Here is a 23,379-nt window from a genome sequence, read left to right as displayed (position 1 = left end):
AAAGGTGAGACAATGGAATATAAAACAGGCACTATAAATTTACAAGAGGGTACAATTGAAGAAAAAAGAGAAGAGATTAAAGAGTATTTTCTTCAAGCTTATGAATTAGATGAAAAGCTGTTTGACCTACTAAAAGATAAAAAATCAATCTATGAACAACCAAATAGATTAAGACATCCTTTGATTTTTTATTATGGGCATACTTCAACATTTTTTATAAATAAACTAATGGTTAGTAAAATTATAAATAAAAGAGTAAACAAATACTTTGAATCAATATTTGCAATTGGTGTTGATGAAATGAGTTGGGATGATTTAAATAGTAAAAACTATGCTTGGCCAGCTTTTGAAGAAGTTAAGGCATATAGAGATGAAGTAAAAAAAATTGTTTTAGATTTGATTGATACTATTGAGTTTACAATGCCAATAAATTGGGATAGTCCAATGTGGATTATTTTGATGGGAATTGAGCATGAAAATATTCATATCGAGACTTCTTCTGTACTTTTAAGAGAATTAGAAATATCTCACTTTAAAAATGAGGAATCTTTTTTATATTGTAAAGAGTATAAAGATGATTATTTAAAAAATGAACTTCTTGATGTAAGTGCAGGAGAAATAGTTTTACAAAAAGATAGAAAAAATCCTATTTATTATGGATGGGATAATGAATTTTCTTATCATAAGGCAAATATTAAAGATTTTAAAGCAAGTAAATACTTAGTATCAAACGGTGAGTTCTTAGAGTTTGTAAAAGATGGTGGATATTCAAAATTAAAATACTTTTCAGAAGATGGTTTAAGATGGTTGGATTTTACACAAACAAAAATGCCAATATTTTGGATAAAAAAAGATGAAAAATATTTTCTAAGACAAATAAATAATATTGTTTCTCTTCCTTTAAATTATCCTGTGGATATAAATATATATGAAGCAGAAGCTTTTTGTAAATATAAAAGTGAAAAATTAGGTTTTGAAGTTAGACTTCCTACTGAAGATGAATATTATAGATTGTATGATTATGTAAATGCAGGTAATAAAAAAGCAAATATAGGCTTGAAATACTTTAATCAAACACCAGTTGATAAATACAAATTTGGTGAGTTTTATGATGTAATAGGAAATGTTTGGCAATGGAGTATAACACCTACTTACCCTTTTGATGATTTTCAAGCACACCCTATATATGATGATTTTACAACACCAACTTTTGATGATAGACATGCTCTTATGAAAGGTGGTTCTTTTATCTCTTTAGGAAATGAAACACTTAAAAGTGCAAGATATGCTTTTAGAAAACATTTTTTTCAACATGCAGGTTTTAGATATGTTAAATCTGACAATGAGTGTAGAACAAAATTAAATAATAATGTTTATGAAACAGATGAGTTGATTTCTCAATATTGTGAGTTTCATTATGGAGAAGAGTTTTTTAATGTAAAAAACTTTGCTAAAGCATCAGTTGATATTTTAAAACCATATTTAAATAATATCAAAACAAAAAAAGCATTAGATTTAGGATGTTCTGTTGGAAGAAGTAGCTTTGAATTAGCAAAAGTATTTGATGAAGTACTTGGGATTGATTTTAGTGCTAATTTTATTAATGTTGGGGTTAAACTTAAAAAATATGATAACTTAACATTTAAATTAAAATCTGAGGGTGAAATATTTGAAGATAAAACTATTTCATTAAAAGATTTAGGTTTAGGAGATATTAAAGATAAAGTTGAATTTATGCAAGGTGATGCTTGTAATTTAAAAACTTTATATACAGGTTATGATTTGATATTTTGTTCAAATTTAATAGATAGACTATACTATCCACAAAAATTTTTAGATGATATCCCAAATAGGGTAAATGAGGGTGGATTACTTGTTCTTTTATCTCCATATACTTGGCTTGAAGATTATACTCCAAAAGCAAACTGGCTTGGAGGATATTATAAAGATAATAAACTGATTAAAACTATTGATACTTTAAAGAAAAATTTTGAAGATAAATATGAGCTTCTTAAATTAATTGATGTTCCATTTGTCATAAAAGAGACATCAAGAAAATATCAACATACAATTTCACAAATGAGTATTTGGAAGAGAAAATAAAAAGTAGCATAAGCTACTTTTTATAATTATATAAACTTTTTAAACTCATTTTAATACTAAAATAATAAAATACATGCTCTACAAAGGTTAAACACTACAATGACAAAAAAAAGAAAACTTAAAGTAATATTTATAAGTAGTTTTTTTATATTATTAACTTTAATGTATAACTTTAGTCATAAATATTTTATTGGTAACTATGAAGTAATCGAAACAATTCATAACAAAAAAAGTATTGAAAATCTAGTAAAAAATTTAAATATGCAATTGGATTTTATAAATACAACTGCAAAAATATATAGTAAATGGGACGATGCATATGATTTTTTAGCCAATAAAAATCATAAATTTGCTTATAGAAACTTTAGAAATAATAAAATACTGGAAAACTTACCAGTAGATTTTATCTTTTATACTGATTTAAAAAACAATATTAAGCTAAAATTTTCTTCATTAAATCATAATAGTAAATTTTATGATAAAGTAGTAAAGTTATTGCCTATTGACAAAGAGACTCAATCTGTTTTTTTAGAAAAAAGCAATATTTATTATGTATTAAAATCTAAAGTTTTACAAACTGATTATAGTGGTAAAAAAACAGGATATATGTATGCTGGTAAATTATTTGACAAAAATCTTTTTAATTATATAAATTCAAACTTTTATAAAATAGATTTAGTACAAAAAGAACTTTATAATTATGATAGTGCAATATCTTATAATAGCTTAAATAATATCCGATATAAAGTTGAAAAAACAAAAACAAAAATAATAAACTATTTAGAAATAAGAGATGATAAGAATAAGTACATTGTAACTATTAAAGCCATTAGTGATAGAGATTATATGATGCAAGGAAGAAATACAATATTATTGTTCAATATAATAATTGCAGTTATTTTATTGATAATTTTTTATTTTTCATATAGATATCAAATTATATTAGAAAGTAATACTCAAAAATTAGAATATAGTGTAGCAAAAAGAACAAATGAACTTGAAAAATCAAATAAAGAGTTGCATGATTTAGCTTATAAAGATTATTTGACAAAACTTGATAATAGAAGAAGTTTCTTTTCAAAAGTTCAAAGATTACTTAAAGATACAGTTTTTAGAAAAGATTTAGTTCATATAGTAATGATAGATATTGATAACTTTAAACAAATAAATGATACATATAGTCATGATGTAGGAGATGTTGTCCTTAAAAAATTTGCACAAATACTTAAAAACAATATTTCCAATAAAGATATTTGTGCAAGACTTGGTGGAGAAGAGTTTGTTATTGCTTTTCATAATCTAAAAACTAAAGAGGTTTTAGAAAAGGTTGAAAGAATAAGAAAAGAGACAGAAGAAACACCAATAATAGTAAATAAAGATAAAACATTTAACTTTACCGCAAGTTTTGGTATAAGTGATAATAGAAAGAGCAATAATATAGATAAAATACTTCATACTGCTGATTCATATCTTTATGAAGTAAAAACTACAGGAAAGAATAATATAAGATATAGATAATAAATAATATTATTTTTTATTTTTTGCTGATATAATTATTCGTATGAAGAATGAAGCAATAAGTCTAATAAAAAACAAAAGTGAACTAACTTTTGCTTTTGTTATAATATTATCTATTTTTTTATTGAATATTTTTTATGAATATTCAAAATATCAAGAGCTTACAAATGATGAAGTTTTCTTTTCTTCTGCAACTATTTTAAATAAGTATGAAAAGAGTAATTACTATATTTATAAACTAAAAATAGACACTTATAGTACTTTTTATACAAGGTTGAGTAAAGAGTATTATTATGAAAAGTTTGAAAAAGTAAATATTTTATTTATTTCTAAATATATTGGTTTTTATGACTATTTAAAAGGTTTTTTTGCAAAAACTTTATTTATTGAAAAGGAAAAGTCAAAAAACTTCAATCTTCGTTTTTATTTAAGCGATAAAATAGACTCAGCCCATGATAATAGTAAAATAAGTGAACTATTTAATGCACTTTTTTTAGCTTTGCCTATTTCAAAAGATTTAAGAGAGTTTTGTTCAAATCTTGGAATTTCTCATTTGATTGCAATATCAGGTTTTCACCTTGGTTTATTTTCTATAATAATATACTTTATACTAAATCTTTTTTATACCTATATTCATCAAAAATATTTTAATCATAGAAATAAAAAATTTGATATATTAATAATAAGCTCTCTTATTCTTTTATTCTATTTGATTTTAATAGATATGATACCTTCTTTTTTAAGAAGTTTTATTATGTTCGTTTTAGCAATACTATTTTTACGTTCTAATATAAAAGTTCTATCTTTTAATACACTTTTTATTACTTTTTTATTCATAATTGCACTTTTCCCTAATTATATATTTTCATTGTCATTGTGGTTTTCTATACTTGGAGTTTTTTATATATTTTTATTTTTACACTATTTTAAAAATCTTCCTAAGATGTACATGATTTTGATATTTAATTTTTGGATATTTTTAGCTGTTAATCCTATTGTTCATTATGTTTTTTCTCAAACTTCCCATTTACAGCTTTTTTCTCCTATTATTACATTGATTTTTACTATATTTTATCCATTGGAATTGTTTTTGCATTTATTTGGAATATCATATATATTAGATGATGTTTTAGAGATGTTTTTAGCTATAAATTATGTAACTTATAGTGTACAAACGCCTTTATGGTTTTTAGTAATATATTTATGTTTTTCAGTTTTTGCAGTAGTAAAAAAAGAGTTCTTTTATGGAGTGAATATTTTATTGGTTTTTTTTAATTTGTATATTTATATGTAAAGGTAGAAACCTTTACATATTATATTATTCCAAGTTTATTTAAAAATAGTGTGACAATAGCAATTGGTACAATAAATTTAATTAAAAAATACCAAATATTAAATGCAGTTACTGATACATGTGCAGTAAAGATTCTTTTTAATAACTCTTTTTCTACAAAATAACCTAAAAATACACAAGTTAAAATCGCTGCAAGAGGCATCATAACAGAAGAAGTCATAAAATCCATCCAGTCAAATGCATTTTTACCAAAAAATGTTAATGAATCTTTAAAGGCAATTGTCATTGAAAGTAGGGCAATAATACCAAGAATATAAAAAATTCCACCACAAAGGATAGTTGCTTTTTTTCTTGTAAAATTAAATCTTTCAATAAAAAATTTCAAAGATGGTTCAATCATAGAAACAGCAGATGTAATACCTGCAAATACTAATGCAACAAAAAATGAAATAGAAATAACTTGTCCTAAAACTCCCCAACCTGAAAAAATAACAGGTAGTGAAATAAATACAAGTCCAGGACCAGCAGAACTTTGAGCTCCTGCTTCAAATAAAAATGAGAAAATTATTAAACCAGCAGTTATTGCAATAGCAGTATCAACAATTGCAACAATAATTGATGATTTTACAAAATTGGCATTTTTAGGTAATGATGCAGAATAAGTCATAATCGCACCAACTCCAAGAGAAAGTGTAAAAAATGCTTGTCCTAGTGCTGCAAGTAGGGCATTACTATCAATTTTACTCCAATCAGGATAAAACATAAAGTTAAGTGCAGTTGAAAAGCTATCTAATGTAAAAGAGTAAAATAAAAGTCCTAGTAAAATTAATCCTAATAATGGCATCAAAATAAGATTTATTTTTTCAATACCTCTTTTTATACCTTTTAAGACAATAAAAATAACTGAACCTGCAATAACAGTATGATATATTATTTGTGATGCTATATCTTTTGAAATTAAAGTTTCAAAAGCACTTCCTGCTGTTTTTGAATCAGTTGGCAATGTTCCAAAAGATGTAAATACATAATTTAAAATCCATCCTAATACTACTGAATAAAATGATAGTATTATTAAACCTGAAAAGATTATAAAACCAGCAAATTTCCAGTTTTTATTTTTTGATTTTGATGTTTTTATAAAAGAAGTTGCAACATCTGATTGGGCATTTTGACCAATTACTGCTTCTGCTAAAAAAACTGTCAATCCAATAAATAAAATAGCTAGTAAGTAAACTAATACAAAAGCTCCTCCACCATATTCACCTGTAACATAAGGAAACTTCCATATATTACCTAAACCAACAGCTGAACCAGCAGCTGCTAAAATAAAACCAACTCTTGAAAAATGATTCTTCAAATATACCCCTCTTTTTAAATTTAAATTTTACTAAGTACTTTTTCTAAAGTGTATTTTAAATCTTCATCCAAATCTAAATTACTTTTCATCCAGTTTAAATATCCACTATCTTCTTTAGCAACTTCAACTACTTCTTTACCTTTGTATTTTCCAAACTTGAAAGTTGTTATAAATACAGGTGTTTTTGAAAGTTCAACTAATTTTTCCATAGGATTATAATCAGGATATTGTTTTCTACACTCTTTTACAAGTTTTGATAAAAAAAGTTTCATTACCAAAACATCACCAATAGCATCATGGGCTTTTATAGTAATATTGTGTTTTTTTGCTTCTATTTGTTCAACCTTGTAAAGTTCTAATGCATATCTTAAGTATTGAAGTCTATGATAAGGCATTTGTGGGAACAGATGTTTTGCACATCTTAGCGTATCAATAATTTGAAAATGGTTTTCAAAGCCTTCTTTTTCAATCATTCCTAAATCAAACTTTATATTATGTGCTATTAAAAAGTTATCTTCATTGTTTAATTCTAAAAGTTTTTTATAAAATATAGTTTCAGTTGCTTTTGGTTTATTTTCAATCATATCAGGTGTGATATTATGAACTTCCATAGCTTCTATTTTTATTGGTATATCACTTTGACAAAACTCATCATAAGCTTCTACTTTACCAGTTTGATCAACTATCATTGCTCCAAATTGAATAACTCTATCTTCCTCTTGATTTCCAGTAGTCTCAGTATCAAAAAGTACATATTTTGGCATGTATTCTTTCCTTGCTTTTGTTTATATTATTAACATTCCATCGCCATATGAATAAAACCTGTATTTTTCATTTATAGCTTCTTCATAAATTTCTAAAGTTTTTTCTAAACCTACAAAAGAAGCAATTAGCATTATTAAAGTAGATTTAGGCAAATGGAAATTTGTAAGTAAATGGTTTACTTTTATTGGAGTGTTTGATGGATTTAAAAATAAATCACACTCACCTTGTATCTTGTTTGTTCTTGCATAGTATTCTATAGTTCTTGTTACAGTTGTTCCTACTGCTAATACTTTTTTTGAATTATCTAATGATTTTTTTGAATTTTCATTTATTTCAAAATATTCACTATGCATAGGGTGATTTAATATCTTTTCTGTATCAACAGGTTTAAAAGTTCCAGCGCCTACATGTAGGGTTAAATAATCTATATTAAATTTATTTTCAAGTTTTTTAAATAACTCAGGAGTAAAATGTAATGAAGCAGTTGGTGCTGCAACTGCACCATATTTTTTTGCAAAAAGTGTTTGATAGTTTTCATTGTCTTTTTCTTCATCTTCTCTATTCATATAAGGAGGTAAAGGCAAGTGTCCTATATCATTTAAAATATCTACTAACTCTAAAAACTCTAAGTTCTCTTTTTCATTTAAGAAGAACTTTACAACTCTACTTCCATCTTCACTTACTTCTAAAACTTCTGCTTTTAAATTTTTATCAAAAGTTAAAACTGTTCCAACCTTGACCTTACCTCTAATCATCACTAAATATCTATTCATAAATAAAGGTTTATTTAATAAAAGCTCAACTTTTCCACCTGAGTCTTTATGTCCAAAAATTCTTGCTTTGATAACTTTTGTATCATTTAAAAAAATATTTACATCATTAGGAATAAAGTCAAGAAGATTCTTGAAAGTACTATGGATTATTTTGTCAGTTTTTCTATCATAAACCAAAAGCCTAGCACTATCTGCTGGGCTTACTGGATGTGTTGCTATAAGTTCTTTAGGAAGTGTATAATCATAACTTGAAGTCTTTAATGGATCTAATAAACTATTCTTCGTCATCATCTTCTTCATCTAAATCTTTTGCTGGGTTAAATACTTTTGCAATATAAATTGAAACACAATAAAGTATAATTAGTGGACCTGCCATTAAAAATTGTGTTAAAACATCTGGTGGAGTTAAAAGCGAAGCTACAATAAATATAATTACAACTGCATATTTAAAGAAGTCTTTTAACATTTTGTCATCAACAAGTCCAATTTTTGCTAAGAAAAAAGTAACTACGGGTAACTCAAATGCAATTCCAAAACCTAATAATAATTTTGTAAAAAAACCTACATATTTACCAATACTTGGTAATACTGTTACAACTGTTGAACCAAAATTAATTAAAAACTCAAATCCATAAGGAATAACAATATAATAAGCAAATGATGCACCAATTAAAAACATTAGTGTTCCAAAAAATACAAATGGAATTACTAATTTTTTTTCATGGTCATAAAGACCTGGAGCTAAAAATAGCCATAATTGCCAAAAAATAACAGGTAATACTAGAATAAATCCAGAGAAAAATGCAACTTTTAATGCAGTAAAGAATGTCTCTTGAACTTCAATTGCAACCATTTGAGATTTTTCTGGTAATACAGCTTCAACTGGTACCATCATCCACTCTAAAATTGGTTCATAAAAGAAAAAACATACAATAAAACCTAGTACAAGTGCAATTGTTGCATTAACTAATCTTTTTCTAAGGTCAGCAATATGGGGTTTTAAATCTTCTAACATTAACTATCTTCCTTTACTTTCTCATCATCAAATTTAACTTTAAATTTGTTTGATGGGTCTTCGTTTTTTGAAACTTCATCTTTTGTTGAAATTTCTTCTTGATTTGTTTCAAGATTTTTAATCTCATCTTTTTCTTGAGATTTCTTTTTTTTCTTTTTTTCTTTTTTAGAAGTCACTTCTTTTTTTGAAGCTACTTCATTTTCTTCATAATTAGTATCATTCATAATATCATTTAGTCCTAAATCCATATTATTTACATTTACTGATGATTTTGCATCTTCAATTTGAGCTTTAAATTTGTTAGCTTCTTCTCTCATCTCAGATATACTTAATTCATTGTCAAGTGTAGATTTTGCATCTTCTACACCAGATTTAAATTTCTTTAAAAATCTAGCTATTTCTACCATAGCTTTAGGTAATTTTTCAGGTCCTAATGCAATAATTGCAATTACTGCAACTAGCGTTATTTCAAAAAAGCCCATTCCAAACATATAATTCTCCAAAATAGTATTAAAAGAAAAAATTTTATCTAATTTTTGATAAAATCTCCCTATTAATTAAATAATATGTTTAAGGGAAATTTATGAAACTTATAGTTCTATTGATTATTGCAGTTATATTGTATTTTATAGCACGAAGTTATAAAACAGAAAAGTTCGCAAATATTAAGTTGGATATCAAAGAAAAATTTGAAGGCGATCTTATGCAACACGAAGCAGGCTTGCTTGTAGCGTTGATGGCAAAGGTTGCAAAAGCAGATGGAGAAGTATGTGAACTTGAAGCACAACTTTTAAAACATACGTTAAATGATATTTCAAGACATTTTGAAAATCAAGATGAAATTAGAGAAAAATTAAAAGATATTTATAAAAAAGAGAAAGAGAGCTTTAACAATACTCTTGAAATTTGTCAAAATTTATACAAATTAACTAAAAACAATTATCAAAAAAGAGTTAAAATAATGGAGTATTTATTAAATCTTGCATTTATTGATAAAGATTTTTCAAATACAGAGTTTATGATAACAGAAGATATTGCAAAAGCATTGCAAATTAAAACAGAAGATTTTCAAAAACTAGTAAATGCTTTTGAGACGTTTTATAAAAAGCAAAAAGAAGCAGAGGGAATATCGTTAGAAAAAGCATATGAAGTTTTAGAAGCAAGAAAAGATGATGATAGTAATATTATTAAGAAAAAATATAGAACTTTAGTAAAAAAACATCATCCAGATATAATTGCAGGTCAAGGAGCAAGTCAAAATATTATTGATGAAGCAACAAATAAACTTCAAGAAATTAACGAAGCTTATGAAATAATAAAAAAATCAAGAGGCGAATAATTGCAAAGTTTTGATGACGCTTATGAAGTTTGTAATTGTAAAAATGTTACTGTTAGGGACATAAAAAAAGTTATTAGTTACAAAAACTGTAATTTAGGTAAAATACAAGAGCTTACAAACGCAGGAACTGAGTGTAGATTTTGCCTTATGAAAGAGACTGACTTTGGTAAAATTAAAAAGAAAGTTTATTGTAAAGATATTTTAAATGATTATATAAGGAGAATTGATGGCTAAAAGTTTCCCTCATTCTTATGAAGTTTGTAATTGCAAACATGTAACTTTAGGTGAAATTATTTATGCAATTAAAGAAAGAGATGCAAGTACATTAGAAGATTTAGGTCATTTAACTGATGCTGGGACTTGTTGTAAATGTTGTCAAGATTCAAGTTGTGACATTGGTGAAGAAAAAATGGAACTATACTTAACACAAATATTAAAAAAATTTAAGAAATGATTATGGAAGAAAAAAAAGAATTAATTGAAGAAATAAAAAAACTTATAGTAGTAAATAAAGATGAAACAGTAGATATAAATCCAAGTTTTTTAGAATATTTTGAAATAGATGAATTATTATCAATAAAAAATGAATTAAAAGTTAAAAAAAGTAATATTTCGCAAACTAGTTTAGGATATTTAGATGAGCTTTATGAAAAAACAAAAAAAGATGAGATATAATTATTGTCAAAGGATAAAAATTGATTAACTGGAATGATATAGAGAAACAATTAATAGAATTTTTAAAGAACCAACTAAGTAAAACTGGACTTTCTAAAGTTACAGTTGGGCTGTCAGGTGGTTTAGATTCTGCAGTGGTTGCAGTATTATGTAAAAAAGCTTTCAAAGAAAATATAAAATGTGTACTTATGCCCTCACAATTTTCAAGTAAAAGTAGTGTCGAAGATGCAAAAAAGCTTTGCGAAACTTTTTCTATTGATTATGAGATAGTTGATATTACACCAATGATAAATGCATATATTGATAAAATGGACAATGATAAACTTAGAATTGGAAACTATTCTGCAAGAGTAAGAATGTCTGTACTTTATGATATATCTTCAAGAGATTCATCAATTGTAGTAGGAACATCAAATAAAAGTGAACTACTATTAGGATATGGAACAATATTTGGTGATATTGCGTGTGCAATTAATCCTATTGGAGAAATTTATAAAAGTGATGAATTTGAATTTGCTAAATACTTAAATGTTATTGATGAAATAATCAATAAAAAACCAAGTGCAGATTTATGGGAAAATCAAACAGATGAAGAAGAATTAGGTTACACATATAAACAAATGGATGATGCACTAAAGTTATTAGTTGATGAAAAGAAAACTAAAGAAGAGATTGTATCTTTAGGACATGATGATAAGTTAGTAGATATGTTGAAATACAGAATTAAAGCAAATGAATTCAAAGGTAAATTACCTATAATTGCAAATATAAAATGGAGTTAACACATGAAAGAAATATTATTTTATAACTCTTCTGTTAATGAAGAAGAGTTAAATCAAATTAAATCAGTTTTAGAAAACAGTAAAGATGGTTCAAAGGTTTTAGAGTTTGAAGAAAACATGGCAAAATTTGTTGGTGCAAGACATGCAATTGCAACTTGTAACTCAACTTCTGCAATACACCTTGCATTAAGTTCAATCAAGCTAAAAAGAGGGGACAAAATCTTGATGTCTGTTAACTCTTTTGTGAATATTCCTGAAGTTGTAAGACATTTTGATGCAGAACCTATTTTTATTGATATAAATAATGATGATATGAATATTGATTTAAATAAATTTGAAAAAACTTTAGAAGAGAATAAATCAAAAAAACTAAGAGGTGCAATTATTTCATTTATTGCAGGACAAACTCCAGATTTAAATAGATTATATGATATTTGTGAAAAATATGGAATTATATTAATAGAAGATGCAACTTGTGCATTGGGAGTAACTTATAATGATGAAACAGTTGGTTCATTAAGAGCTGATATGACTATTTTTTCTACTAACCCATCAAATGGTAAGCATGCTTTAAGTAGATCAGGAATTATTGTTACAAATAATGAAGAAATAGCTAATAGAGCAAGATTATTAAGAACTCATGCTATTACTACAACATATGATGATTATGGAAACTTAGATTATATTTATGATGTTGTTGATATAGGTCATAAGTATGATATGAGTGAGCTTGATGCAGCATTTTCTTTAGCACAACTTCAAAAAACAAATAAATTTATTAAAAGAAGAAAAGAGATAGCGAAAATCTATCAAGAAAGATTATCTAATGTAAAACATATAACTATTGCTTCTTCAAAAGAAGAACATATTTTTACTCATTTTATTATTAAGATATCAAGAAATAGAGATGCTTTTGCAAGAGCTTTAAAAGAAAAAGGAATTGCAACAGGATTACACTATATTCCTTTACATTTATTAAGTTATTATAAAAGTAAATACTCAATTAAAATTACAGAGTTCCCAGCTGCACTTACTTCATATCAGCAAATTTTATCAATACCTATGTATCCTAGTTTAACAAATGAAGAAGTTAACTATATTTGTGATACGATTATTGATATTGCTTCTGAATGGATATAAATAGTTGAAACAAAAGCTTTTTTTATGGATAGAAGATTATCTCTTCTATCCTAATACTTTGCAAAAAATCATATCTTTTTTATTTTTACCTCTAACTTTAATATATCTTTTTATTATTTTAATAAAAAGAGGCTTGTCAAAACCTCAAGATTTTGGCATACCTGTAATTAGTGTAGGTAATTTGATTGCAGGTGGGAGTGGAAAAACTCCTTTGACAATCGCACTTGTAAAAAACAAAGAAGATGCTTGTGTAATACTTAGGGGTTATGGCAGGAAGTCCAAAGGTCTTTATATAATATCAAATAAAGGTAAGATTCTTCAAGATATAGATGTAAGTGGTGATGAAGCAATGCTTTTAGCAAATTCACTTCCTGAAGCTACAGTTATTGTAAGTGAAGATAGGGTAGAAGCAATAAAAAAAGCAAAAGAGCTAGGTTGTAAAATAGTATTTTTAGATGATGGTTTTTCAAAATATAATATAAATAAATTCGATATCTTAATTAAACCAAAAGATGAGCCAACAAATATATTTTGTCTTCCAAGTGGTGGTTATAGAGAACCAAGAATGTTCTACTCATTTGCACAAATTGTTTTACAAGAAGGCAAGAGTTTTAAAAGATTTGTTTCATATAGTTTAAACCAAAAGAATGTAAATGTTCTCCCACATAAACTACTTTTACTTACAGCAATTTCAAAACCAAAAAGACTACTTGATTATCTACCAAAAGGTGTGAAAGTTGTAGCTTTTGAAGATCACCATACTTTTACAAATGAAGAAATAGAAAAAATCAAAAATGAATATAAAGGCTACTTTATAGTTACTACACAAAAAGATTATGTAAAATTAAAAAAGTTTGATTTAGGTGATGTTTATTTGATGAACTTAGAGTTACAACTAGATAATAAAAATATTGATTTTTCTTTAATGAATGATTATATAAATAGCTATAAGAAGATAAATGAATAATATATATTATTTGGAAGAAGAGATTTTAAATCACTATGATGGTGCAAAAGTTATAAAATCTTTATTGTGGAAACTCATGTATAAAAGAGTTCAAAAAAAACTAAAAAAATCAACAATAACAGTTGAAAATGTTAGAAAAATTTTGCATAATTCTCATAATTCAATAGGGTGTACTATTGATGCACCTCTAAATTATGTGATGTTTAGAAATGAGCCGATTTGGTATTATGTTGAGGGCGAAAGAGAATACTATATTCCTTTGAGTATTGGTTTTGCAAATACAAAAGCCTCTTATGATATAGTATTAATCAATGGAGAATTAGACATTAGAGATACTTCTATTAGAAGACTAAGACCAAAAGATAGATTAAGTCATTCTCCTGTTTTATCTGTAAAAAACTTTAGAATAATAGAGCAAAGTTTTAAACTATTATTATCTCATATTGAAAAAGAAAATGAGTTATATAAAAAGGATAAACCAAAGATTTAAATCTTTGGTTTATTTGATGATATGTCCTACAAATTTAGACATATTGTCTAAAATCTTTTCACCTCTTCTAAATCCTAATCCACAAGCTTCATATGCAAAAAATACGCCAGCTTGATATGTCATACCTTGTTCGTCTTTAGGTAGTTCTACATACTCTTGATAAATTGCTTTATGACCTTCATATGCACCGTCAGTTTCTACATCAATAGAACCATCTTTGTTTATGATTTTAGTGTTTGCACCTTCTCTTCCAAAACATCTTTTTTCAACTTGTTTTTTGTCCTGTAAAGGTTCAAATGAAGTTTCTAAAAGTAATGGATGATTTGGGTATAAGTCCCATAAAATCTTCATAAATCCTTTTGACTGAAACATCAAAGTATAAGCTGGGTTAAAAATAATCGCTTTTCTATTTTCAAGTATTTCTGTTAATAATAAGGCTAACTCATTTTCATCAATAGCTATATCTTCCCATGGAATTAATTTAAACCAAAATTCAAAACTTTGTTCTTTTGCAAAAATCCCATCATCACTAAACTCAACTTTATCTATATACTCAAAGTCTGTATTAAAGCCAGCTTCTGTTGCAATATGTTGAAGTAGTTTTGTTGTATTTTCATCTTCGATTGAACCTGCAATTGATGAAAATAGTATCTTCCAACCTAACTCTTGATAATGTTCTTCAAATTTTTCTATATCTGTATCAAGTGTAATTATTCTTTTAAAGTTATCTTTCAATGCTTCATATACGTTATTAAATTGACTAGCTTCATCAAGTCCATTTGCTTTTAGTAAAGCCCATTGAATAATCGCAGTTTCAAATAGTGATGTTGGAGTATCAGCATTAAACTCTATTAATTTAATAGGTTTACCATCTATACCACCTGCTAAATCAAATCTTGAATACAAATGCCAATGAACATCATTTTCCCAAGACTCTTTAATAGCATCAACTAAGTTAAAAGGAATATTTATTTCATGAAATAGATTATTTTCTATTACATAATCACCAGCTTCACAAAACATATCATATAACTCATTGCAAGCTTCATAATATGACTCTGCTTCTTCTTGAGTGATTTGAACTACTTCGTTTGCAATATAAGAAGTTTTATCTTCATCCGTGTGCCAAATAAAACCAATAGACTCCAAATATTCATTTGTAAGAGCTTCTAGTTTTTCTAATTTCATTTTGTACCTTTAATATAATTATCCACCAAAAAATGAACTTGATGATCTAGTAGATGAAGATTTGCTTCCAAAAAATCCACTTCTTTTTGTAGAACTTGTTCTATTTGCTGAACTTGCAGCTTTTTTAAACGAACTTTGTGATCTACTGTATGTTTGTGGAGACTTGTATTGAGTCTTTCTTTGGTTTTGATAGTTTTGATTATTAAATAGTTTATTACCAATCCAAGAACCAATCATAGCCCCAGCAATTGAAGATAATAATACTCCACCTAATCCCATACTTCCACTTGATACCTCAGGATTTGTAAGTGGTGATGTTCCATTGTCAATTCTTTGTGCTTCTTGTTTTACTAATTGATCAATTTCATTTTGTGTTAATATTCTTTCTGTTCCATCTGGCTTTCTTAAAACAATAGTAGTTTTATTTGCTGGAAATTCATCTACAATTGTATATCCACCATTGTTAGGTAGTTGTTCTACTACTACGAAGGCATCTTGTTTTTTAGAAGCATTTGAAAATGCTCCTTGTTGAGTTTGTTGTTGATCATTTGTTTTTTCTTGACAACCAACTAGCCCTGTCACTAAAAGTGCTCCAAGACCACCAACCATCGCATAATCTGATATTTTTTTAATATGACTTTTCTTTTTCAAGTTTAAAATCCTTTTATATTCTTATAGTTTAAAAGTTTATATATATTACTAAATAGTTGCTATGAAGTAGATGAAGAGGAAATATATAAATTTTTAAATAAGAAAGTACCTAGATTTTCAAAGATTAAAATTCTTATGTTATAATTGCGCGTAATAAATAAAGAAGGTTTTCAATTAATGGACAAAACAGAAATAAAAACACAAAAATTTATCATTAAATTTTTCCCAGAAGTTATGATCAAAGGTCAAAAAGCAAAAAGGCAAATGATTGCTCAAATTTATAATAATGTAAGATTATTGGTTAAAAGAGTTTCAGAAGAGATAACAATAAAAAAATTTTTCGATAAAGTTGAAGTTGTTTGCCCAATACAAGTAACACCAGAAATTAGACAATTATTAATAGAAACACCAGGAATAGAGCTGGTTTTAGAAGCTATTCAAATTGATGATGTAAATACTTTAGATGAAATAAAAGTAAAAGTAAATGAACATATGGCAAAAGAGATAATTGGTAAAACTTTTGTTATTAGAGCTAAAAGAACTGGTGAACAAGATTTTAAGTCAACAAATATAGAACAAACAGTTGGTGGATATATGCTTGCGCATAATGAAACTAAAGGTGTAAATTTAAAAAATGCAGAAGTAACTATAAATGTTGAGTTAATACATAATCAATTGAATATAATTACATTTAAACATAAAGGATTAGGCGGTTTTCCTTTAGGAACACAAGGAAGTATTCTTTCTTTGATGTCTGGAGGATTTGATTCAACAGTTGCAAGTTATATGACAATGAAAAGAGGAGTTAAAACTCACTTTATTTTCTTTAATCTTGGTGGAGTTGCCCATGAAATAGGGGTAAAACAAGTAGCATATTACTTATGGAAAAGATTTGGTTCTTCTCATAGAGTCTCTTTTATTTCTGTACCTTTTGATGATGTTGTAACTGAGATATTTAACTCAACAAGTGAACCATATATGGGAGTTACACTAAAAAGAGTGATGTTAAAAGCAGCAGAGAAAATAGCAAATGAGATGAAAATTGATGCACTTTTAACAGGTGAAAGTGTTGCTCAAGTATCAAGTCAAACTCTAAGAAATCTAGCATTAATTGATCAATTTACTAATAAATTAGTATTAAGACCTCTTTGTACTATGAATAAACCAGAAATCATGGATATAGCAGCAAAAATAGGAACTAAAAAATTTGCTGAAGCAATGCCTGAGTATTGCGGAGTAATTTCAAAATCACCAGTAACACACGGCTCATATGAAAGAATGGAAAAAGAGTCAAGTAAATTTGATTATTCAGTTGTTGATAAAGCAGTTGAAAATAGACAAATTACTAATATAAATGAAATAATAGCTGATATCTCAGAAATAGGGCAAATGGAAGTTGTAACAGATTTTGAAGAGTCTAAAAAATATACTATTATTGATATTAGACAAGGACAAGATTGTATCAAAGTAGAAAATCAAGAAGTTTTAAAAATCCCATTTTTTAATCTAAAAAGAGATTTCAAAAAACTTCCACAAGATAAAGAGTACCTTTTTTACTGTGAAAAAGGAATACTAAGCCAACTACATGGACAATACTTAAGAGATGCAGAAAACTACACAAATATCAAAGTTTATAGACCCAAAGAGTCTTAATAATAGATAATTATTGTACTTAATAGTGATAATGAAACTACTACATTAAGTGAAAGAACTGAACATTTTAAAGACATCATTAAAATATAAAAGAGATTTTTTAATATCTCTTTTATTTTAACCCAGATTGCCCAAAGTTTTATTTCAGAAAGTATAGGTTGTTGAACTTAAGGAACATTGTGTTTGTTATTTTTATATATGACATTTAACACACACTAGGTATTTAAGAAAACCGTATGTTTTTAGTAAATTTTCCTATTCTTATATATTCAAATATCTCTTTTTTATCTTGTCTTTTATTTAAAATTTATATTAATAGTGGGTTAATTCATCTCTCCCAGCTTTTAATCCAAAAAGAATTAATAACAAGATTAATGCGATTAATACTAAAAGTGCATTTGTCCATGATTTTGTTACATCAAATATAAAACCAATTAATATCGGTCCAACAGCTGCAAATAAATATCCAGCTGATTGTGACATACCTGAAAGCTCTGCAGCTTTTTTAACATGAGGAGTTCTTAATGATATAAATCCAATTGCTAAACTAATAGCACCACCAGTTCCAAGACCTATAAATATCATAGATAAAATAACACTAAATGTAGATTGCGCAAATAAAAGTGTAACTATTCCAAGTAAATAGATTAAAGAAATAATAGTAGCAATAAACTTTTGGTGTTTGATTTTATCTGCAATTATTGGAACAATTAGAGTAGCTGGTAATCCCACTAATTGAAATAACAATAACATCATTCCAGAAAAATGGCTATCAAAATCTTTAAATATAAGAATAGAAGGAATCCACGTAATTAAAGTATAAAACAATAAAGATTGTGTTCCCATATATAATGTTACCCACCATGCAAGAGGAGATTTCCATATTGATTTACTTTGCATAATTTCTTCTAGTTTTAAGTCATCACTATTATTATAGTTTTCACTTTTCCTAAGTTGAGGAAGCCATATTACTAAAGCAAGTAAAGCTAATATTACCCAAATTGCTAAAGATGTATTCCAACCAAAAATTTCGGTTGCAGGAATACTTAATCCTGAGCCTAAAGCTGCAAATATACACATGCCGGTAATATAAATACTTATAATACTTCCAACATTTTTTTCAAATTTATGTTTTATTACACTAGGTATTAATACGTTTCCAATAGCAATTCCTATTCCTATTAATATAGTACCTATGAATAATCCATAAACATTTGTATAAGAACGAACTAATTCTCCTATTATTATTAAAAGAAGTCCCGCAAACATAGTTAAACCATGACCAATTTTATGGTTTATCTTCGCAACAAAGGGAGAGAATATTGCAAAAGCTAATAATGGAAGAGTAGTAATGAATCCAGCCATACTACTGTTTAAATTATATTGCGCTTGGATCAAATCAATAACAGGACCTACTGATGTAATGGGTGCTCTTAAGTTAAATGATACAAAAATAATTCCTAAAAAAATTATTAATAAATGGGGATTTGATTTCATATTCTTAACTTTTTTTAAATTTCTAGAATTTTAATTATAATTTCTTCTGACTTCTCAATATTTTGAGAAGAGATTGCTTCAAAAAGTTCTATATGCAATTGATAAATCATTTTTTCTTCCATATTTGTTGATTTTAATCTTTGGGCTACGGAAGTACAAATATATTGAGATAAAGATTTATATAAATCGTAAAAAATTGAATTATGTGAAGCTTTTGCTATAGCTAAATGAAACTCTAAATCAGCTTCACTATTTTCTATGAAAGAACTTTTTGTCAAATTTCTTTGATTAAGTGCATTTTTAATATTTTCCAAATCATCGTCACTTCTTCTTTGTGCTGCTAGTTTAACAATTTCTTTTTCCAAACAGATACGAACTTCATGAACTTCTGAAGTTTTTGAGTTATTTAAACGATTTAAAATATTTGCTTCAAATTTACTTATTGCAATAACATAAGTTCCATTACCTTGTCGCGATTCTAAAACTCCTGCTTGTATTAAAGATTGAATAGCTTCACGAATTGTATTTCTACTAACCCCAAATTCTTTTACTAAATCAGGTTCAGAAGGAATTTTTTCTCCTATTTTAAATAATCCATTTTTTATAGCTTTTTCAATTTCAATTGATGTTTGTTTTGGTAGTGATATTCTAATTGGTTTTTTTATTTTCATGATTTCCCTATAGTTTTAATCATCCAATCATTGGACAAGTTAATAATAATAGAAATTAAAAGAAAAGTCAAATAAAATCCATTGAAAGCTTTATTAGATATTTTTTATTGGGAAAGTGCTTATTTTTGTATAAGTAGAATAATATTAGAGAAAAAGATTTAATCTGAGTACTAATTTCTGAACAGTCTCTTTTCCTCAACTTCTTACTTTTGAAGCAGTTTTTACTAAAAATAGCCTGTTCCAAAAAGAGTTGGAATTCGGATCATGTTCAATAAGTACAGGTTGTTGAATTTATTTTATAACTTATCTTTGTAGTAATTTTCTGTTCACATTACTTCTCATAATATATTTAACATTTTGCAGGTTTATTACGATATCACCTTAATATACAAACAATATGTACTATTATTGTCTAAATATCCATATTAAACATACATAAAAAGCATATCATAAACTTAAAAATCATCTCAATTTCCAATGTTTTTTATAATAATATCTGCAAAAACACCTTATTTAAGATGTTTGTAGGCATTTTGATATACGACATATTTTGTGTATGTTATTTGTTGATTTTCAGGCTATTTTATATATAATGTATGTTTAATAAATAGTTAGCTATAAAAGGAGTCTCGATTGAGCACTACAGATGAAATCAAGGAAGAACTCGATAGCTTGATTGACGACCAATCAAAACTAATTGAACTTGCGACAGATACTGACGATACGATTAAGTTTGGTACGAAATACCAAGCGTGGTACTCGCGCGCCATAAAAATCGTTGAGGCTCTAGCACCTGAAAGGCTTGAGGAATTTGGCAGTTATTACCTGATCGATCCAAAGAGAAAAGTTATGGATGTCAGTAACTACGTAATTCAAGATTACATCAAAGCAATCGGGGCAAGAAAAAATAGTTACGGCGAGGAACTCTGGGATTGCAACAACTTGATTCAAATACGAGTGGTTAATCAGGTTCAAATTTTGGCCTCTCTTCGCAGTCGTATCGATAGCGTCTTGCAAGATGTCACTGGCCACCTGTTCGCTGACCTACAAGACAAAGAGTTAGAGGCCGCATCAAAACTAATAAAGGCAAGTCCGAGAGCAGCGGGAGCATTGGCTGGTGTGGTTCTTGAACGCCATTTACAGCGTACAGCTGATAACCACGGAATAAAACTCCGTAAGAAGGCGCCAACAATTTCAGATCTCAACGATCCTCTCAAAGAAAAATCTGTTTATGGTTTGCCCGTCTGGCGAAAGATTCAGTTTCTTGCAGATATTCGTAATCTCTGTAGCCATCAAAAAGAAAATGAGCCAACTAAAGATCAGGTAATGGAGTTAATCGAAGGCGTCAATGGTGTCGTCAAAACTGTCTTCTAGAGAAACTCAGCTAACCAGGCGCTTGTATGGACAGCAAGAGGAGCGCGGTTTTAATTTTTAATAATAATTCGGCTGTAATGGCAATCAAGGTTTTCAGAAAGGTTCGTTTCTCTTGCTGCCACACAGCTTCACCGTTAGGCAAAATGGTGACTTATGAATAAAATTCAGTATGTTCCTCTAGATGAAATTGAACCAGAAAGATTTCTTCCGATACTAAATAAGCTAAGTACTCGTAAGCATCTTGTGGCGCACGATGAGTTTGATTCTGAGTCAGTTAAAAGCTGGATTGACAACAAACTAAACGAAAGCCGAATTGATGGCTGTACTGTTCGAGCTGTGGAGCTTGATGGGAATCTAGTTGGGTGGTGTGGTATTCAATCATCGGAGTTAGGCTTTGAAATTGCAATAGTGCTTGATGATGGTTGTTGGGGTATCGGTAAGGTGGTGTTTAAGTCACTTATGGCTTGGTCTAAAAACTATGGGCATGATTTGGTCTATATCCATTTGTTGCACACACGCCCAGAGTACGAATTTCTCCGTAGGTTGTCTCAAAAAGTGTTTTTGACAGAGATGCTAGGAGATAGGTTTACAACTTACGAGTTGAATGTTGAAGATTTTGCCTAACAAGGCGCTTAAGCAGACACTTCATGCTTGGCAGTTTTTCTCCGCAAAAGTATATGCCAAGGTTCCGTGCAGCTTAGCTAAGCGTTAGTTACTAAATCTCTTACTTTTGGAGCAGTTTTTCCTAAGAAAAACTGTTCATACTTTGTGTCCTATTTCTTATTTATAGATCAACTTTTACTTAAGTCAATGAAGTATAGACATAGCTTTCTATCTCAATATACTCTTCAGTTGACAAATCATGAGCTATGTCATAAGCTCCACAAATATTTTCAAGTATGTTGTATAAATATTCAATAGCATTAATAGCTAAAAAGTTATACTCTTTATTTGGATTCATTTGGTGTATTTCTTCTAGGTATAAATCTTTTAATTCTTGGTTATCATAAATATTTGATACAGTTTCAAAAAGAGTAATAACTTTGTCTTTTTTTAGAAGTGTTCTTGTTAAAATATCAGGCTCATTATGAAATGCAATTGCAATATCAAATAAATCTCTTGAATTACCTTTATCAGCTCTATAATAAATCTTCTTAGCAATAATTTCTTCTACTGTATCAATTAAAAGTTCATGACCCCATAGATTTACTTTAACATAAGGAATATATGATTTCTTAACAACATCAAAGAACTGAATTTTACATTCTTCATTTATAACTATCTCAGAATAGATTGGATGATTTCTAAAATTACCATTGTATCCAATTGACTTCATTTCACTTTTTACTTTTTTACTCCATGTAGATTCTTTTAATAGATGTTTTTTATCAACTTCATCATATATAAAAATATCAATATCAGTTGAGTATCTATGATTCCAATAATAAGAAGCCAAAGCAGTACCACCACCAAGTGTTGATACTTCACTTAAGTTATTTTCTTCTAAAAGTAATAAAGTTGCATCAAGCATAGCTTGTTGTTTAGAAAAATCATACATGAGTTAAGTTTTTTCTATTTAGAATATTTTGCAATGCAGATGGTATAGATTTTTTGTTTTCTGTATTTGAATCAATATGTTTTAATCTAAATCTTCTATCCCAAGTTTTTGCAACACCTTTTAAAGTTCTAAAAGGAGAAGAGGCATATATACTCTTTATATTTTTTTTTGATACATTAAAAGTTTTGATAAATTCATCTAATTCATTTGGTTCAAGTTCTTTAAAAAACTTTGAATAAATACTTTGTTCTTTTAGAGTTGCTTCATGATAATTTTTTCTATCAAAAGCTTTTCTTATATCATCTGCTGTAAATTTTGAATAGTTATTAATATTTCTATTTAGGATATGAAAGAATCTATGATTAGTTTTTTTACTTAATTTATTTTGTACTTCTTTTTCTTCAAGATTGATAAGAAGTTGATATAGTTTATTTCTATTGCTATCTTCTTTTTTCCAATCATTAAGTGTTGAACATGGTATATCTAAATATTTACTAATTTGTGCCTGAGTCATTTTATATCCTTTATATAATTACATTATATACGAATATCGTAATTTTGTCAATTGC

Annotated in this window: 25 protein-coding genes; 14 read left to right on the top strand and 11 right to left on the bottom strand. The window is 27.4% G+C overall.

All coding sequences use genetic code 11. From position 1 onward, the window contains the following. Window positions 1-12 precede the first annotated feature (12 nt). From ovoA to AMRN_RS07685, 3 genes are all read left to right on the top strand, one after another. Window positions 13-2,103, top strand: a complete 2,091-nt coding sequence (gene ovoA, locus AMRN_RS07695) for a 5-histidylcysteine sulfoxide synthase (RefSeq protein ID WP_099310891.1) — start codon at window positions 13-15, stop codon at window positions 2,101-2,103. Between the two features lie 99 nt (window positions 2,104-2,202). Next, the gene (locus AMRN_RS07690) at window positions 2,203-3,621 is read left to right on the top strand and encodes a sensor domain-containing diguanylate cyclase (protein ID WP_099310890.1); all 1,419 of its coding nucleotides are present in this window, start codon (window positions 2,203-2,205) and stop codon (window positions 3,619-3,621) included. 43 nt (window positions 3,622-3,664) lie between these two features. After that, window positions 3,665-4,915, top strand: a complete 1,251-nt coding sequence (locus AMRN_RS07685; protein WP_228150812.1) for a ComEC/Rec2 family competence protein — start codon at window positions 3,665-3,667, stop codon at window positions 4,913-4,915. 19 nt (window positions 4,916-4,934) lie between these two features. On the opposite strand, the gene AMRN_RS07680 is transcribed toward AMRN_RS07685, so the two are convergent. Genes AMRN_RS07680 through tatB form a run of 5 tightly spaced genes read right to left on the bottom strand, consistent with a single transcriptional unit; the run spans window position 4,935 to window position 9,316 of the window. After that, complete coding sequence (locus AMRN_RS07680; RefSeq protein ID WP_099310889.1) at window positions 4,935-6,272, bottom strand: sodium-dependent transporter; 1,338 nt, start codon at window positions 6,270-6,272, stop codon at window positions 4,935-4,937. Between the two features lie 20 nt (window positions 6,273-6,292). Next, window positions 6,293-7,036, bottom strand: a complete 744-nt coding sequence (locus AMRN_RS07675; protein ID WP_099310888.1) for a 3'-5' exonuclease — start codon at window positions 7,034-7,036, stop codon at window positions 6,293-6,295. A 21-nt stretch (window positions 7,037-7,057) separates the two neighbouring features. After that, complete coding sequence (queA, locus tag AMRN_RS07670; protein WP_409454891.1) at window positions 7,058-8,101, bottom strand: tRNA preQ1(34) S-adenosylmethionine ribosyltransferase-isomerase QueA; 1,044 nt, start codon at window positions 8,099-8,101, stop codon at window positions 7,058-7,060. Next, complete coding sequence (gene tatC / locus AMRN_RS07665) at window positions 8,085-8,825, bottom strand: twin-arginine translocase subunit TatC (RefSeq protein WP_099310887.1); 741 nt, start codon at window positions 8,823-8,825, stop codon at window positions 8,085-8,087. The genes queA and tatC overlap by 17 nt, the downstream gene beginning before the upstream one ends. Continuing rightward, complete coding sequence (tatB, locus tag AMRN_RS07660; protein WP_099310886.1) at window positions 8,825-9,316, bottom strand: Sec-independent protein translocase protein TatB; 492 nt, start codon at window positions 9,314-9,316, stop codon at window positions 8,825-8,827. The genes tatC and tatB overlap by 1 nt, the downstream gene beginning before the upstream one ends. Window positions 9,317-9,408: 92 nt before the next feature. On the opposite strand from tatB, the gene AMRN_RS07655 reads away from it, so the two are divergent. Genes AMRN_RS07655 through AMRN_RS07620 form a run of 8 tightly spaced genes read left to right on the top strand, consistent with a single transcriptional unit; the run spans window position 9,409 to window position 14,218 of the window. Next, window positions 9,409-10,164 (top strand): TerB family tellurite resistance protein, encoded by a 756-nt coding sequence (locus AMRN_RS07655; protein ID WP_099310885.1) that lies wholly within the window; start codon window positions 9,409-9,411, stop codon window positions 10,162-10,164. After that, window positions 10,165-10,398: a (2Fe-2S)-binding protein gene (locus AMRN_RS07650; RefSeq protein WP_099310884.1), complete on the top strand. Its 234-nt coding sequence runs from the start codon at window positions 10,165-10,167 to the stop codon at window positions 10,396-10,398. Further along, window positions 10,391-10,618: a (2Fe-2S)-binding protein gene (locus AMRN_RS07645; protein ID WP_099310883.1), complete on the top strand. Its 228-nt coding sequence runs from the start codon at window positions 10,391-10,393 to the stop codon at window positions 10,616-10,618. The genes AMRN_RS07650 and AMRN_RS07645 overlap by 8 nt, the downstream gene beginning before the upstream one ends. A gap of 2 nt (window positions 10,619-10,620) precedes the next feature. Further along, window positions 10,621-10,839 carry a hypothetical protein gene (locus AMRN_RS07640; protein WP_099310882.1) on the top strand — a complete coding sequence of 73 codons (219 nt, stop codon included), beginning with the start codon at window positions 10,621-10,623 and terminating at the stop codon, window positions 10,837-10,839. A gap of 20 nt (window positions 10,840-10,859) precedes the next feature. Continuing rightward, complete coding sequence (locus tag AMRN_RS07635; protein ID WP_099310881.1) at window positions 10,860-11,621, top strand: NAD+ synthase; 762 nt, start codon at window positions 10,860-10,862, stop codon at window positions 11,619-11,621. A gap of 3 nt (window positions 11,622-11,624) precedes the next feature. Next, window positions 11,625-12,761, top strand: a complete 1,137-nt coding sequence (locus AMRN_RS07630; RefSeq protein ID WP_099310880.1) for a DegT/DnrJ/EryC1/StrS family aminotransferase — start codon at window positions 11,625-11,627, stop codon at window positions 12,759-12,761. Between the two features lie 4 nt (window positions 12,762-12,765). Further along, window positions 12,766-13,728 carry a tetraacyldisaccharide 4'-kinase gene (locus tag AMRN_RS07625; protein ID WP_099310879.1) on the top strand — a complete coding sequence of 321 codons (963 nt, stop codon included), beginning with the start codon at window positions 12,766-12,768 and terminating at the stop codon, window positions 13,726-13,728. After that, window positions 13,721-14,218, top strand: a complete 498-nt coding sequence (locus AMRN_RS07620) for a hypothetical protein (protein ID WP_099310878.1) — start codon at window positions 13,721-13,723, stop codon at window positions 14,216-14,218. Before AMRN_RS07625 ends, AMRN_RS07620 begins: the two co-directional genes overlap by 8 nt. Window positions 14,219-14,227: 9 nt before the next feature. On the opposite strand, the gene AMRN_RS07615 is transcribed toward AMRN_RS07620, so the two are convergent. Further along, the gene (locus AMRN_RS07615) at window positions 14,228-15,406 is read right to left on the bottom strand and encodes a glutathionylspermidine synthase family protein (protein WP_099310877.1); all 1,179 of its coding nucleotides are present in this window, start codon (window positions 15,404-15,406) and stop codon (window positions 14,228-14,230) included. 18 nt (window positions 15,407-15,424) lie between these two features. After that, window positions 15,425-16,057 carry a UPF0323 family lipoprotein gene (locus AMRN_RS07610; RefSeq protein ID WP_099310876.1) on the bottom strand — a complete coding sequence of 211 codons (633 nt, stop codon included), beginning with the start codon at window positions 16,055-16,057 and terminating at the stop codon, window positions 15,425-15,427. Window positions 16,058-16,234: 177 nt separating this feature from the next. Here AMRN_RS07610 and thiI point away from each other — a divergent pair, with 177 nt between their 5' ends. Continuing rightward, window positions 16,235-17,710, top strand: a complete 1,476-nt coding sequence (gene thiI / locus AMRN_RS07605) for a tRNA uracil 4-sulfurtransferase ThiI (RefSeq protein ID WP_099310875.1) — start codon at window positions 16,235-16,237, stop codon at window positions 17,708-17,710. Between the two features lie 312 nt (window positions 17,711-18,022). Here thiI and AMRN_RS07600 read toward each other — a convergent pair whose 3' ends face one another. Both AMRN_RS07600 and AMRN_RS07595 read right to left on the bottom strand, forming a co-directional pair. Further along, window positions 18,023-19,207, bottom strand: coding sequence for a CynX/NimT family MFS transporter (locus AMRN_RS07600; RefSeq protein ID WP_099310874.1), 1,185 nt, complete (start codon window positions 19,205-19,207; stop codon window positions 18,023-18,025). A gap of 14 nt (window positions 19,208-19,221) precedes the next feature. Further along, the gene (locus tag AMRN_RS07595) at window positions 19,222-19,878 is read right to left on the bottom strand and encodes a FadR/GntR family transcriptional regulator (protein WP_099310873.1); all 657 of its coding nucleotides are present in this window, start codon (window positions 19,876-19,878) and stop codon (window positions 19,222-19,224) included. A 633-nt stretch (window positions 19,879-20,511) separates the two neighbouring features. On the opposite strand from AMRN_RS07595, the gene AMRN_RS07590 reads away from it, so the two are divergent. Continuing rightward, window positions 20,512-21,252 carry a DUF4145 domain-containing protein gene (locus tag AMRN_RS07590; RefSeq protein WP_099310872.1) on the top strand — a complete coding sequence of 247 codons (741 nt, stop codon included), beginning with the start codon at window positions 20,512-20,514 and terminating at the stop codon, window positions 21,250-21,252. Window positions 21,253-21,405: 153 nt separating this feature from the next. After that, window positions 21,406-21,876, top strand: coding sequence for a GNAT family N-acetyltransferase (locus tag AMRN_RS07585; protein WP_099310871.1), 471 nt, complete (start codon window positions 21,406-21,408; stop codon window positions 21,874-21,876). Between the two features lie 178 nt (window positions 21,877-22,054). Here the strand turns inward: AMRN_RS07585 and AMRN_RS07580 are convergent, their stop codons facing one another. Continuing rightward, entirely contained in the window at window positions 22,055-22,810 is a 756-nt protein-coding gene (locus AMRN_RS07580; RefSeq protein ID WP_099310870.1) for a nucleotidyl transferase AbiEii/AbiGii toxin family protein, read from the bottom strand. Next, window positions 22,803-23,324 (bottom strand): hypothetical protein, encoded by a 522-nt coding sequence (locus tag AMRN_RS07575; RefSeq protein WP_099310869.1) that lies wholly within the window; start codon window positions 23,322-23,324, stop codon window positions 22,803-22,805. Before AMRN_RS07575 ends, AMRN_RS07580 begins: the two co-directional genes overlap by 8 nt. Window positions 23,325-23,379 lie beyond the last annotated feature (55 nt).

The sequence above is a fragment of the Malaciobacter marinus genome, assembly GCF_003544855.1.
Taxonomy (GTDB): domain Bacteria; phylum Campylobacterota; class Campylobacteria; order Campylobacterales; family Arcobacteraceae; genus Malaciobacter; species Malaciobacter marinus.
The sequence above is the reverse complement of the archived record's forward strand: the minus strand, read 5'-3'. Positions and strand labels throughout refer to the sequence as shown.

What these genes read in the sequence shown, in the direction of transcription:
- ovoA (WP_099310891.1), top strand. Translation starts at nt 13, where the DNA reads ATGGAATATAAAACAGGCACTATAAATTTACAAGAGGGTACAATTGAA.
- AMRN_RS07690 (WP_099310890.1), top strand. Translation starts at nt 2,203, where the DNA reads ATGACAAAAAAAAGAAAACTTAAAGTAATATTTATAAGTAGTTTTTTT.
- AMRN_RS07685 (WP_228150812.1), top strand. Translation starts at nt 3,665, where the DNA reads ATGAAGAATGAAGCAATAAGTCTAATAAAAAACAAAAGTGAACTAACT.
- AMRN_RS07675 (WP_099310888.1), bottom strand. Translation starts at nt 7,036, where the DNA reads ATGCCAAAATATGTACTTTTTGATACTGAGACTACTGGAAATCAAGAG.
- queA (WP_409454891.1), bottom strand. Translation starts at nt 8,101, where the DNA reads ATGATGACGAAGAATAGTTTATTAGATCCATTAAAGACTTCAAGTTAT.
- tatC (WP_099310887.1), bottom strand. Translation starts at nt 8,825, where the DNA reads ATGTTAGAAGATTTAAAACCCCATATTGCTGACCTTAGAAAAAGATTA.
- tatB (WP_099310886.1), bottom strand. Translation starts at nt 9,316, where the DNA reads ATGTTTGGAATGGGCTTTTTTGAAATAACGCTAGTTGCAGTAATTGCA.
- AMRN_RS07655 (WP_099310885.1), top strand. Translation starts at nt 9,409, where the DNA reads ATGAAACTTATAGTTCTATTGATTATTGCAGTTATATTGTATTTTATA.
- AMRN_RS07645 (WP_099310883.1), top strand. Translation starts at nt 10,391, where the DNA reads ATGGCTAAAAGTTTCCCTCATTCTTATGAAGTTTGTAATTGCAAACAT.
- AMRN_RS07640 (WP_099310882.1), top strand. Translation starts at nt 10,621, where the DNA reads ATGGAAGAAAAAAAAGAATTAATTGAAGAAATAAAAAAACTTATAGTA.
- AMRN_RS07630 (WP_099310880.1), top strand. Translation starts at nt 11,625, where the DNA reads ATGAAAGAAATATTATTTTATAACTCTTCTGTTAATGAAGAAGAGTTA.
- AMRN_RS07620 (WP_099310878.1), top strand. Translation starts at nt 13,721, where the DNA reads ATGAATAATATATATTATTTGGAAGAAGAGATTTTAAATCACTATGAT.
- AMRN_RS07615 (WP_099310877.1), bottom strand. Translation starts at nt 15,406, where the DNA reads ATGAAATTAGAAAAACTAGAAGCTCTTACAAATGAATATTTGGAGTCT.
- thiI (WP_099310875.1), top strand. Translation starts at nt 16,235, where the DNA reads ATGGACAAAACAGAAATAAAAACACAAAAATTTATCATTAAATTTTTC.
- AMRN_RS07600 (WP_099310874.1), bottom strand. Translation starts at nt 19,207, where the DNA reads ATGAAATCAAATCCCCATTTATTAATAATTTTTTTAGGAATTATTTTT.
- AMRN_RS07595 (WP_099310873.1), bottom strand. Translation starts at nt 19,878, where the DNA reads ATGAAAATAAAAAAACCAATTAGAATATCACTACCAAAACAAACATCA.
- AMRN_RS07585 (WP_099310871.1), top strand. Translation starts at nt 21,406, where the DNA reads ATGAATAAAATTCAGTATGTTCCTCTAGATGAAATTGAACCAGAAAGA.
- AMRN_RS07580 (WP_099310870.1), bottom strand. Translation starts at nt 22,810, where the DNA reads ATGTATGATTTTTCTAAACAACAAGCTATGCTTGATGCAACTTTATTA.
- AMRN_RS07575 (WP_099310869.1), bottom strand. Translation starts at nt 23,324, where the DNA reads ATGACTCAGGCACAAATTAGTAAATATTTAGATATACCATGTTCAACA.